Origin of the sequence: Streptomyces sp. NBC_00090 (assembly GCF_045160815.1) — a bacterium.
Taxonomy (GTDB): Bacteria; Actinomycetota; Actinomycetes; order Streptomycetales; family Streptomycetaceae; genus Streptomyces.
On record NZ_CP108224.1, the window covers coordinates 3,117,273 to 3,130,071 of the forward strand.

General features: G+C 72.8%; 8 protein-coding genes. All 8 read right to left on the minus strand.

The features are described 5' to 3' along the window. Positions 1 to 4: 4 nt before the first annotated feature. Positions 5 to 1,642 carry a glycosyltransferase gene (locus OG361_RS13715; RefSeq protein ID WP_405853577.1) on the minus strand — a complete coding sequence of 546 codons (1,638 nt, stop codon included), beginning with the start codon at positions 1,640 to 1,642 and terminating at the stop codon, positions 5 to 7. 292 nt (positions 1,643 to 1,934) lie between these two features. Continuing rightward, positions 1,935 to 3,374 (minus strand): GTPase ObgE, encoded by a 1,440-nt coding sequence (obgE, locus tag OG361_RS13720; protein WP_405853578.1) that lies wholly within the window; start codon positions 3,372 to 3,374, stop codon positions 1,935 to 1,937. A 129-nt stretch (positions 3,375 to 3,503) separates the two neighbouring features. Beyond that, positions 3,504 to 3,758, minus strand: a complete 255-nt coding sequence (gene rpmA / locus OG361_RS13725; protein ID WP_024756701.1) for a 50S ribosomal protein L27 — start codon at positions 3,756 to 3,758, stop codon at positions 3,504 to 3,506. Between the two features lie 13 nt (positions 3,759 to 3,771). Continuing rightward, positions 3,772 to 4,092, minus strand: a complete 321-nt coding sequence (gene rplU, locus OG361_RS13730; protein ID WP_056558958.1) for a 50S ribosomal protein L21 — start codon at positions 4,090 to 4,092, stop codon at positions 3,772 to 3,774. A gap of 248 nt (positions 4,093 to 4,340) precedes the next feature. After that, positions 4,341 to 8,225, minus strand: coding sequence for a ribonuclease E/G (locus tag OG361_RS13735; RefSeq protein WP_405853579.1), 3,885 nt, complete (start codon positions 8,223 to 8,225; stop codon positions 4,341 to 4,343). 234 nt (positions 8,226 to 8,459) lie between these two features. Continuing rightward, a complete protein-coding gene (locus OG361_RS13740) occupies positions 8,460 to 9,251 on the minus strand; it encodes a TIGR03936 family radical SAM-associated protein (protein ID WP_384559108.1) in 792 nt (263 codons plus the stop codon). 122 nt (positions 9,252 to 9,373) lie between these two features. After that, on the minus strand, positions 9,374 to 10,753 hold the full coding sequence (locus tag OG361_RS13745) for a hypothetical protein (RefSeq protein ID WP_405853580.1): 1,380 nt from the start codon (positions 10,751 to 10,753) through the stop codon (positions 9,374 to 9,376). Positions 10,754 to 10,827: 74 nt separating this feature from the next. Then, positions 10,828 to 12,756: a TIGR03960 family B12-binding radical SAM protein gene (locus OG361_RS13750; protein WP_405853581.1), complete on the minus strand. Its 1,929-nt coding sequence runs from the start codon at positions 12,754 to 12,756 to the stop codon at positions 10,828 to 10,830. Positions 12,757 to 12,799 lie beyond the last annotated feature (43 nt).

A 12,799-nucleotide genomic window follows, 5' to 3' on the forward strand; every position in this document is an offset into this window, starting at 1 on the left:
ATGTTCACCGCATCGCCAGCAGTCTCCTGAGCCGGCCCGACACGACCTGGCGGGCGCCGACCGCGCCTCCCGCGAGGCGGAGGATCAGGCCTCGGCGCGCCGAGGCCACGACCTGGACGAGCAGAACCCGGCCCAGCCTGCCGAGGACCATGCCGCGCCGTCCCGCGAAGCCCTCCGGGGCCCTGACCTCGGCGGTTCCGGTCGAGCCGTCCGCGTAACGCAGCTCGGCGAGGAGCGACCAGGCGGCCAGCCGGCCCGGGCGGAGGAGCTTCGCGGTGGGGACCCGAACGGTGGCGGTCCAGCCCTCGTCGACGGGGAGGAGCGGGGCCTCGGCGGAGACCGTCGCGGCCGAGACGCGCTCGGTGAAGTCGACACGCACGGCGACGGGGTACAGCGCGCCGACACGCCCGTACATCTCGTGCACGGTCACGGTCACGCGGGTCGCCCCGCCGACGGAGGCGACGCCGTCCACGGCGACCGGCAGGTCGGCCGGGGACAGCTCGGCGAGCCCGTCCAGCGGTACGTCGGCGGGGGCGCCGGCCAGCACCGGGGTGCCGTCCTCGGCGCGGGGGTACGGGGGGACGAGCCGCGGCCGGGGGGCGGCGAGCTCGACGAACCGGGTGAGTTCCCGCCCCTCGGGCACTGCGGCGAGTGCCGTGAGCCCGGCGTGCAGCCAGCGGGACGGGACCAGGGCGGCGGTGACCGCGGCGGCGTCGAAACCGGCCAGGTGGGCGCGGGTGACCGTCCACCAGTCGGCGCGGTAGGCGGCGGTCCGCTGCGGCAGCTCGCGCAGGTACATGGGGAGGTCGTAGTCGAGGAACTTCGTCTGCGCGGCGACGGCGAGCGCGGACCGTCCTGCCGTACGGAACACCTCGACGACGGCGCGGTGCGCGGCGATCCGGTGCTCCCAGTTCGCCAGGGAGGCGCGGCGCAGCGAGATCGACAGGGTCGAGGCCTGGCGCCGCACGTGCCAGACGTACACGGGCACGTCGGTGACGGCGAGTCGCGGGGCGGCGGCCTGGACGCGGGCGCTGAAGACGAAGTCCTCGTAGTGGAAGGCGCCGTCGGGGAAGCGGATCGCGTGCTTGTCGAGGAAGTCGCGGCGGTAGAGCTTGTTGACGGAGAGCGTGTCGAGGACGAACTCGGGGTGCCCCTCGACGCCGTCGAGGACGGTGCCCGGGAGGGTGGCGCCCTGGGAGACGTCGTACAGCGAGGGCGCCCAGACGGTCTCGCGGCCCTCGGGGAGCTCGCGCCGCACACAGACGCCGGCGACGACGTCCGCGCGCCGCTCGGTCGCCACGGCGAGGAGTCCGTCGACGGCGCCGGGCATCAGCAGGTCGTCGCTGTCGAGGAACAGGACGTAGGGGTGGACGGCGGCCGCCATGCCGTCGTTGCGGGGGGTGCCGCAGCCGCCGCTGTTGTCCTCGCGGATCAGCGGCCGCACCCGCGGCTCGTCGGCGAACCCGGCGAGCACGTCGGGGGTGGTGTCCCCGGAGGCGTCGTCGACGACGACGACCTCACCGACGGCCTCGCCCTGGGCGAGGGCCGAGCGGATCGCGTCGCCGACGTGCTCGGCGTCGTTGTACGCGATGACGACGACACTGACACGTGCCGTGTCCTGCGGCTGGGGGGTCTCACTCACCCGAGAATCCTACGGGAGCCCCTCCGCCACCCGACCGCACCGGAAACCGTCGCCGGACCGCACCGGAAACCGTCCCACGGACCGCACCGGAAACCGTCCCCCGGACCGCACGGGGATCCGTCCGCCCGACCGCACCGGAAACCGTCCCACGGACCGCACCGGGATCCGTCCGCCGGAACCACCGGGAGCCCGGTCGACGGAACCGAAAGGAGGGCCGTCGAACAAAGTCGACGGCCCTCCTTTCCACGGTCCGGCCGGAGCGGGACGAACCCGCTCCGGCCGGACACACGCCCTAGAACGGGTCGAACTCGTCGTACTCCCGCTGCGCGTCGTCCCGCTGCGCGTCCCGGTCGCGGCGGCGCTGGGCGGCCGGTCGCGGGGCCTCCAGACGGTGGTCCTCGCCGCGGCGGCCGAGCATCTCGGCGCCCGCCATCATCGAGGGCTCCCAGTCGAAGACGACCGCGTTCTCCTCGGAGCCGATCGCGACGCCGTCGCCCGCGCGGGCGCCCGCCTTCATCAGCCTGTCCTCGACACCGAGGCGGTTGAGGCGGTCGGCCAGGTAGCCCACGGCCTCGTCGTTGTTGAAGTCGGTCTGGCGGACCCAGCGCTCGGGCTTGTCGCCGCGCACCCGGTACACGTCCTCGGCCTCGTCGTACGTGACCGTGAAGCCCGCGTCGTCGACGGCCTTCGGGGTGATGACGATCCGGGTCGCCTCCTCCTTCGGCTTCGCCGCGCGCGCTTCCGCGACGATGCCGGCGAGGGCGAAGGAGAGCTCCTTCAGGCCCGTACGGGCCACGGCGGAGGCCTCGTACACCTGGTAGCCGCGCTCTTCGAGGTCCGGGCGGATCATGTCCGCGAGGTCCTGGCCGTCCGGGATGTCGATCTTGTTGAGGACGACGATGCGCGGCCGGTCCTCGAGCCCGCCGTACTGCTTGAGCTCTTCCTCGATGATGTCGAGGTCGGTGATCGGGTCGCGGTCGGACTCCAGCGTCGCCGTGTCCAGGACGTGGACGAGGACCGAGCACCGCTCCACGTGGCGCAGGAACTCCAGGCCCAGGCCGCGGCCCTGGCTCGCGCCCGGGATCAGGCCCGGCACGTCGGCGATCGTGTAGACGGTCGAGCCGGCCGTGACCACGCCCAGGTTCGGGACGAGCGTCGTGAAGGGGTAGTCGGCGATCTTCGGCTTGGCGGCCGACAGCACCGAGATGAGCGAGGACTTGCCCGCGCTCGGGTAGCCGACGAGGGCCACGTCGGCGACGGTCTTGAGCTCCAGGACGATGTCCCGCGCCTCGCCGGGCTCGCCGAGGAGGGCGAAGCCGGGGGCCTTGCGGCGGGCGGAGGACAGCGCCGCGTTGCCGAGGCCGCCGCGGCCGCCCTGGCCCGCGATGAAGGTGGTGCCCTCACCCACGAGGTCGGCGAGCACCTCGCCCTGCTTGTCGAGGACGACGGTGCCGTCGGGCACGGTCAGGACGAGGTCCTGGCCGTCCTTGCCGGAGCGGTTGTCGCCGGCGCCGGGCTGACCGTTGGTCGCCTTGCGGTGCGGCGAGTGGTGGTATTCGAGCAGCGTGGTGACGGACTGGTCGACGACCAGGATCACGTCGCCGCCACGGCCGCCGTTGCCGCCGTCGGGTCCGCCGAGCGGCTTGAACTTCTCCCGGTGAACGGAGGCGCAGCCGTGGCCTCCGTTACCCGCGGCGACGTGCAGCTCGACGCGGTCCACGAAGGTGGTCATGGTTCTGCCTCCAGATTGGGGGTCTCCGCGGCCCAAAGGCCGAGGAGGGTGGAATGTCTATCTAGTAACACGCGAAAGGCGGACCCGCTTCCCTTCCGGGAAGTGAGGTCCGCCTCCGCAAAGATCCGATCAGGCGACCGGAACGATGTTCACGACCTTGCGGCCACGGTGGGTGCCGAACTGCACCGAGCCGGGCAGGAGGGCGAACAGCGTGTCGTCGCCGCCACGGCCGACGCCCGCGCCCGGGTGGAAGTGGGTGCCGCGCTGGCGGACGAGGATCTCACCAGCGGAAACGACCTGACCGCCGAAGCGCTTCACGCCGAGCCGCTGAGCGTTGGAATCGCGCCCGTTCCGGGTGGACGATGCGCCCTTCTTGTGTGCCATGTCTCAGTCCCTCTTACTTCGCAGCCGCGGGGATACCGGTGACCTTGATCGCCGTGTACTGCTGGCGGTGACCCTGGCGACGGCGGTAGCCGGTCTTGTTCTTGTAGCGCAGGATGTCGATCTTGGCGCCCTTGTGGTGGTCCACGATCTCGGCCTGAACCTTGATCCCGGCCAGGACCCACGGGTCGCTGGTCACGGCGTCGCCGTCGACAACGAGCAGGGTCGAGAGCTCGACCGTGTCGCCAACCTTGGCAGTGGGAATCTTGTCAACCTCAACGATGTCGCCGACAGCAACCTTGTGCTGGCGACCACCGCTGCGCACGATGGCGTACACGCGGATCTCTCTCTCACTCGGGATGAAACCTCTGAAGCCAGCCACTCACACGGGCCCAAGGGCCCGCGGCGTTCCGGAATCGGACGAGCGGCCTCTCCCGGCGAGCGGGAGGGAGGTGCTCAGAGGCGCGACGCGTCCAGTAAGACACGCCGACGGTCTAGGTTACGGGCGGCTGCCACAAGGGGTCAAATTCGCCCGAGCGGGTGCGGGCCGCCCCTCCTGGGAGGGGCGGCCCGCACACCGGTGGATCAGTCCTGGGCCGGAGCCGCGGTCTTCTCCGCCGCCTTCTTGGCCGGGGCCTTCTTGGCGGTGGTCTTCTTCGCCGCGGTCTTCTTGGTCGCCGCCGTCTTCTTGGTGGCGACCTTCTTGGCCGTGGCCTTCTTCGCGGTCTTGCGCGCGGCCGTCTTCTTGGCCGGCGCGGCCTCGGTCCCGGCCTCGTCCTCGGTGACCTCGGTGGCCTCGGCGGCCTCCGGGGTCTCGGCCGGAGTCGCGTCGACCACGAGAACGGCGGCCTCCTCGGCGCCCGCGGGCGAACCGGCGGGAGCGGTGGCCTTACGGACCACCCGGCGACGGGCACGCGGCGGGGCGGCCACGGGGGCCTCCTCGACGACGGGCTCCGGCGCGGCCTCCACGACGGGCTCCGGCTCCACGACGGGCTCCGGCTCCGGGGCCGCCTCGACGACCGGCTCGGCGACTGCCGGCTCGGCGGTCTCCGTGGTCGACACGACCGGGGACGTCACGCGGCGGGTGGCGCGGCGACGGCCACGCGGGGCCGGGGCGGCGGTCTCCTCGACCACCGGCTCGACCACCGGCTCGGCGACGGTCTCGACGACCGGCTCCGGCTCGGCCACGACGGGCTCGGCCTCGACGACCGGGGCCGGCGCGGGGGCCTGGGCGACCGGCGCCGGGGCGGTCGGCGCGGACACCCGGCGGGTGGCGCGGCGACGGCCACGACCGCGCGTGGCGGCGGCCTCGGCCTCGGCGATGCTGCCGTACAGCTCCTCGTCCGGGGCGATGGGCTCCGGCAGGGCCACCGGGGCGGCCAGCTCCGCCGCGACCTCGGCCTCGGTCTCGGTCTCGACCTCGTGCTCGGCCTCGGTCTCGGCGCCGGACTCGACGGCCTCGTGCTCGTGCTCGTGGACGTGCTCGGCACCGCCGCGACCGCGCTTCTTCGAGCGCTTGCCGCCGCCACCGCCACCGGCGGTGGTCGGCTGCTCCATGTGGACGATGACACCGCGGCCGTTGCAGTGGACGCAGGTCTCGGAGAAGGACTCCAGGAGGCCCTGGCCGACCCGCTTGCGGGTCATCTGCACCAGGCCGAGCGAGGTGACCTCGGCCACCTGGTGCTTGGTCCGGTCCCGGCCCAGGCACTCCAGGAGGCGGCGCAGCACCAGGTCGCGGTTGGACTCCAGGACCATGTCGATGAAGTCGATGACGACGATGCCGCCGAGGTCGCGCAGGCGCAGCTGGCGCACGATCTCCTCGGCCGCTTCGAGGTTGTTCCTCGTCACGGTCTCTTCGAGGTTGCCGCCCTGGCCGGTGAACTTGCCGGTGTTGACGTCGACGACGATCATCGCCTCGGTCTTGTCGATCACCAGCGAGCCGCCGGACGGCAGCCAGACCTTGCGGTCCAGCGCCTTCATGAGCTGCTCGTCGATCCGGTACGTCGCGAAGACGTCGACCTCGCTCGTCCACCTGGACAGGCGGTCGGTCAGGTCCGGGGCGACGTGGTGCACGTAGCCGTGGATGGTCTCCCAGGCGTCGTCACCGCTGACGATGACCTTGGAGAAGTCCTCGTTGAAGATGTCGCGGACGACCCGGACGGTCATGTCCGGCTCGCCGTAGAGCAGCGTCGGCGCGTTGCCGCTCTTCGACTTCTTCTGGATGTCCTCCCACTGCGCCTGCAGACGCTCGACGTCACGGCGCAGCTCGTCCTCGCTCGCGCCCTCGGCGGCGGTGCGCACGATGACGCCCGCGTCCTCGGGGACGATCTTCTTGAGGATGGTCTTCAGACGGGCGCGCTCGGTATCCGGGAGCTTGCGGCTGATGCCGGTCATCGAGCCCTCGGGCACGTACACGAGGTAGCGGCCGGGCAGGGAGACCTGGCTGGTCAGACGGGCGCCCTTGTGGCCGATCGGGTCCTTCGTGACCTGCACGAGGACCGACTGGCCGGACTTGAGGGCGGTCTCGATGCGGCGCGGGCCGTGGCCCATGCCGAGCGCCTCGAAGTTGACCTCACCGGCGTACAGGACGGCGTTGCGGCCCTTGCCGATGTCGACGAAGGCGGCCTCCATCGACGGCAGGACGTTCTGGACCTTGCCCAGGTAGACGTTGCCGACGTACGAGGTGGCCTGCTCCTTGTTGACGTAGTGCTCGACGAGCACGTTGTCTTCCAGGACGCCGATCTGGGTGCGCTCGCCGCTCTGGCGGACGACCATGACGCGCTCGACGGCCTCGCGGCGGGCCAGGAACTCGGCCTCGGTGATGATCGGGACGCGGCGGCGGCCCTGCTCGCGGCCTTCGCGGCGGCGCTGCTTCTTGGCCTCCAGGCGGGTCGAGCCCTTGATGGACTGGACCTCGTCCGCGCCGGTGCCCGGCTCGACCTTCTCGCGGGCCGGGCGGGGCTCGCGGACCTTGACGACCGTGCGGACGCCTTCCTCCTCGGCGCCTTCGAGGTCGGCGGAGGCGTCCCCGCTGCGACGGCGGCGACGACGGCGGCGACGGGAGCTGCTGGAGCCGCCGGCGTACGCCTCGGCCTCGTCGTGCTCCTCCTCGCCCTCCTCGGCCTCGTCCTCGGACCGGAGCTCGTCGGACTCCTCGGACTCCTCGGACTCCTCGGACTCCTCGACCTCGGTGAGCTCACCGCGACGGCGGCGACGGCCACCGCGACGGCGACGGCGGGACGGGCGGTCCCCGTACTCGTCCGTCTCCTCGGCCTCCTCGGCCTCCTCGACCTCGTCCGATACGGCCTCGACCTCGGGCTCGTCGGCGACGGTGGTGGGGACGGGCTCGACGGCGACGGGCTCGCCACGGCGGCGGCGACGGCGACGGGAGCCGGTCTCGGCGCGCTCGGTGGCCTCCGGGATCTCGATGGGCCCGGTCGTCTCGACGGCCTCGGCCTCGATCTCGACGGTCTCCACGGTCTCGTCGAGCTCGTCCTCCTCCGGCTCCACGACCTCGGCGGCGGCGGCCGCGGCGGCCGTCTCCGGGGTCTGGAACATCGGCTCGGCGAAGACCGGGGCCTGGAAGACGGCGACGGCGGGACGTGCGGCGCGGCGGGCGCCGGACGTCTCGGGGGTCGTGGCCGGCTCGGAGGTGAACTGCGGCGAGGTGGCGCGGCGGCGGCCGCGGCCACGGGTGGCGGCGGTCTCGGCGGCGGCGACCTCGGCCTCGTCGGCGGCGATCTGCGCGACGGCGGCCTGGGGCAGCGTCTCGCCGGTGACGGCCTCGACGGGGGCGGCCTCGACGGGGGCGGCCTCGACGGTCGCCTCGGGCGAGGTGACCCGGCGGGTGGCACGGCGGCGGGTACGCGGCGCGGCGGCCTCGGGGGCCTCCTCGACCGGGGCGGCGACCTCGGCGACCGGCTCGGCCTCGGCCGCGGGCTCCTCGGCGGGGGCCGTGGAGGTCACGGGCGCGGTGGCCTTACGGGTGGCACGGCGGCGGGCCGGGCGCGCCGGAGCGGCCTCGGGGGCCTCCTCGGCGGGAGCGGCGACGGCCTCGACGGTCTCGGCCGCAGGCTCCTCGGCGGGGGCCGTGGAGGTCACGGGCGCGGTGGCCTTACGGGTGGCACGGCGGCGGGCCGGGCGCGCCGGAGCGGCCTCGGGGGCCTCCTCGGCCGGAGCGGCGAGGGCCTCGGCCGGAGCGGGGGTCTCGTCGACCGGGGCGGCGACCTCGGCGGTCTCCGCGGCCGGTGCGGTGGCCTTGCGGGTGGCGCGGCGGCGGGTGCGCGGCGCGGGGGCCTCGGCCTCGACCGGGGCGGCCTCCACGGCCGGGGTCTCGGCGGTTGCCGTGGTCTCGGTGGACTCCGTACCGGCCGTCACCGGCGGACCGGCGGGGCGGGAAGCGGCGCGGCGCCTGCGGCGCGGCGGCAGCTTGTCACCGGGGGCGTTGTTGTCTTCGGTGGGCTCGAGCATGCGGGCGGTTCTCCCGTCACGCTCCCGGGCGCCGCGTCTGGTTCCGGTCCGGCGGCACGATCGCGCCTGTGGCGCGGTGCCGCCGTCCGGGGCGCGGGCGCCGCACGGGAGCTGATGTCTGGCTCGCCGGTTCCGTACGCCCTGTGCGTACGGCCTGGCGAAAGTCTCCTGGTCAGTGCGCTGCCCGACCCAGGTGGCTCCCGAGTACCAGGGCTGCGCTACAACGACCGCTCCCTACGCGGTACCTGCACCCGGCGCCGTCGCTGAGGCGGTCGCGTCGGCCGTGGTTGAAGCGGCCGTGACTGCCTCGCGGTCGGGCGCGAGCGGGTCGGTCACCGTGCCGGACTCCTCGTCGAAGAGCCCCTGCGCCAGCCTGGTCACCGCAGCGGGGACCGGCGGCGCCAGGTCGGCCACAGCTCGGAGACCGGACAGGACGTCGTCGGGTCGCACGGCAGGTGTCACGTGCCGAACAACCAGCCGCAGTATCGCACAGGCGCTGTCCAGCGGCCTATCACCCTGGGGATCGCCCGGGGGGGTCGAGACCGTCAGCTCGGTGACCGCGGAACGGGCGTCGAAGGTGCGGATGCCGTTCTTGGTCTTGCGCTGTACTTCCACGGTCTCGGCCGCGAGAAACGTCCCGGCGGCCTTCGAAGCGTCCTCGACGGTGACGCCCTCGAGCCGCAGCTCCCACACGGAGGCGGTGAGCCGGTCGGCGAGGCCCGAGGTGCGGGCCTCGACGGCGTCGGTGATGTCGAGGCCCGTGGGGAGGGACTCGTCGAGCAGCGCCCGCAGCGTCTCCGGGTCGCGCGTCTGGGTGAGCGCGATCTCCAGGTACTCGGCTTCGGAGCCCGTACCGGTCGGGGCGGCGTTGGCGTACGACACCTTGGGGTGCGGGGTGAAGCCGGCCGAGTACGCCATGGGCACCTCGGCGCGGCGCAGCGCACGCTCGAAGGCGCGCTGGAAGTCACGGTGGCTGGTGAACCGGAGGCGGCCGCGCTTGGTGTAGCGCAGTCGGATGCGCTGCACCGCCGGTGCGGGCGGCGGGCCTTCGGGCTGTCGCTTGCCCAGTGGTTCTTCTCCTCGGTGCGGGACGGCGCGGGTGGCGCCGTCCACGAGATGTACGGGTCGCCCTGGGGGTCCCGCCCGGTTCACCCCCGCTTTCGCAGGGAGATCTCGGGGGCGGGCGCCGCGCCGGGGACGTTCGTTGTACTACCCAGAGTACGCGCCCGGGCCACCTCCGGTTCCCCGGGCTCGGTCATCCGTGCTCCGCCGACCAGGGCACGCCAGGCGTCCCTGCGGGCCTCCCGCACGGTGGCGCGGGCGGTGGCGAGGGCGTCCTTGGCCGCTCGCCCGGCCTCGACGGCGGCCCTGCGGGCCGGCGCCCAGACGCTGTCGCGGACCCAGTGCCCGACCGGCCGGACGACCTGCGTCCAGGCCCAGGTCACGGGCCGTCCGACCAGGTTCCAGGCGATCCACTTGAGGGCCCGGCCGACGGCCCGGGAGAGGAACCCGGCGACCCGCCAGCAGATGGCGAGGGCGTCGCGGATCTCCCGCGCGACGGGTACGAGGACCCGCCTCCAGAGCCATGTGGCGGGGACGGCGAAGCCGTACCGCGCGACCGGCACGATCACGTACCGCCAGAGCCCCACCCACGGCCACACGAACACCGCCCTGCCGGACCACGCCAGCACGGCCGCGAGACCGCGGCCGAGCCGGGGGAAGAACCAGCAGAGACCCCGTCCGACCTGGACGAAGACCCATCGGATCCCGTGGCCGAGCGGGGTCAGGACGTGGCGGTCCAGCCAGATGGCGGGGAGGGCGATCCCGTACCGGAACACCGGGACGAGGACGTACCGGAAGAGGGCGGCGACCGGCACGAGGAGAAGCTTCTCCAGCAGCCACAGGGAGGCGGTGCCGAGCGGGGCGAGGACGTGGCGGTACAGCCACACGGCCGGGACGGCGATCCCGTACCGGGCGAGCGGCACGATCACGTACCGCCAGAGGCCCACCCAGGGCCAGACGAACAGCGCCTTCCCCAGCCGGCGGCCGGCGGCCGACAGACCGGACCACAGCCACCCGCCCGTGACGGCGAGGCCCCGGCCCAGGCCGGTGAGGAACCAGGCCAGGCCGCGCCGGACACCGGTGAGGAACCAGGCGAGTCCCCGGCCGACGCCGGTGAACACCCACCCGAGACCGCGGCCCACCCGCGTGAACACCCACGCCAGCCCTCGGCCGACACCGGTGAACACCCACGCCAGTCCCCGGCCCACACCGGTGAACACCCACGCGATCCCCCGGCCCACCGGCGCGAGCACCCGCCGGTACAGCCATCGGGCCGGCCGGGTCACCGTGTGGTGGAAGAGCCACGCCAGGCCGCGGCCCGTCGGGCGGAGGAGGGTGCGGTCGAGGAAGCGCCCCGTGGCCGTGAGCACGTCCCAGACCATGCGGATCGGCAGGACGATCACCAGCACGACGATCCGGACCGGGATGCGGATCAGTGCCGGCGGCGGCGGGTTCTCCATGCTCATGCCGGGAATGACGCAACGGCCCGGCGCAGGGTTTCCCCTGCGCCGGGCCGTCACCCGAGCGTTACCCGATCGGCCTACTTCACGACCGAGAGCGGCAGCAGCTTCTTGCCCGTCGGACCGACCTGGATCTCGGTCTGCATCGCGGGGCAGACACCGCAGTCGAAGCACGGCGTCCAGCGGCAGTCCTCGACCTCGGTCTCGTCGAGCGCGTCCTGCCAGTCCTCCCAGAGCCAGTCCTTGTCGAGACCGGAGTCCAGGTGGTCCCAGGGCAGGACCTCCTCGTAGGTGCGCTCGCGGGTCGTGTACCAGGCGACGTCCACGCCGAAGCCGGGCAGCGTCTTCTCGGCGCACGCCATCCAGCGGTCGTACGAGAAGTGCTCGCGCCAGCCGTCGAAGCGGCCGCCGTCCTCGTACACGGCGCGGATGACCGAGCCGATGCGGCGGTCGCCGCGGGAGAGGAGGCCCTCGACGATGCCGGGCTTGCCGTCGTGGTAGCGGAAGCCGATCGAGCGGCCGTACTTCTTGTCGCCGCGGATCTTGTCGCGGAGCTTCGCCAGGCGCTCGTCCGTCTCCTCGGCCGACAGCTGCGGCGCCCACTGGAACGGGGTGTGCGGCTTGGGGACGAAGCCGCCGATGGAGACGGTGCAGCGGATGTCGTTCTGGCCGGAGACCTTGCGGCCCTCGGCGATGACCTTGACGGCCATGTCGCCGATCTGGAGGACGTCCTCGTCGGTCTCCGTCGGCAGGCCGCACATGAAGTACAGCTTCACCTGGCGCCAGCCGTTGCCGTACGCGGTGGAGACGGTCCGGATGAGGTCCTCCTCCGAGACCATCTTGTTGATGACCTTGCGCATGCGCTCGGAGCCGCCCTCGGGGGCGAAGGTGAGACCGGAGCGACGGCCGTTCCTCGTCAGCTCGTTGGCCAGGTCGACGTTGAACGCGTCGACGCGGGTCGAGGGGAGGGACAGACCGACCTTGTCCTCCTCGTACCGGTCGGCGAGGCCCTTCGCGATGTCACCGATCTCCGTGTGGTCGGCGGAGGAGAGCGACAGGAGGCCGACCTCCTCGAAGCCGGTCGCCTTGAGACCCTTCTCGACCATCTCGCCGATGCCGGTGATGCTTCGCTCCCGCACGGGGCGCGTGATCATGCCGGCCTGGCAGAAGCGGCAGCCGCGGGTGCAGCCGCGGAAGATCTCGACGGACATGCGCTCGTGGACGGTCTCCGCGAGCGGCACGAGGGGCTGCTTCGGGTACGGCCACTCGTCGAGGTCCATGACGGTGTGCTTGGAGACGCGCCACGGCACGCCCGACCTGTTGGGCACGACACGGCCGATGCGGCCGTCCGGCAGGTACTCGACGTCGTAGAACGCCGGGATGTAGACCGCGCCGGTCTTCGCGAGACGGAGGAGGACCTCCTCGCGGCCGCCCGGCCGCCCCTCGGCCTTCCAGTCGCGGATGATCTCGGTCATGTCGAGGACGGCCTGCTCGCCGTCGCCGATGATCGCCGCGTCGATGAAGTCCGCGATCGGCTCGGGGTTGAAGGCGGCGTGGCCGCCGGCCAGCACGATCGGATGGTCGACGGTCCGGTCCTTCGACTCCAGCGGGATGCCGGCGAGGTCGAGGGCGGTGAGCATGTTCGTGTAGCCGAGCTCGGTCGAGAAGCTCAGGCCGAAGACGTCGAACGCGCCGACGGGACGGTGCGAGTCGACCGTGAACTGCGGGACCCGGTGCTCGCGCATCAGCTCCTCCAGGTCCGGCCACACGCTGTAGGTGCGCTCGGCGAGGACGCCCTCGCGTTCGTTCAGCACCTCGTAAAGGATCATGACGCCCTGGTTGGGCAGACCGACCTCGTACGCGTCCGGGTACATCAGCGCCCAGCGGACGTCGGCGGACTCCCACGGCTTCACCGTGGAGTTCAGCTCTCCACCGACGTACTGAATCGGCTTCTGCACGTGCGGGAGCAGAGCTTCGAGCTGCGGGAAGACAGACTCGGCAGCAGACATCTCGAACCTTCGTGAGCTGGCAGGGGGGCGACTCTCAAGCGTA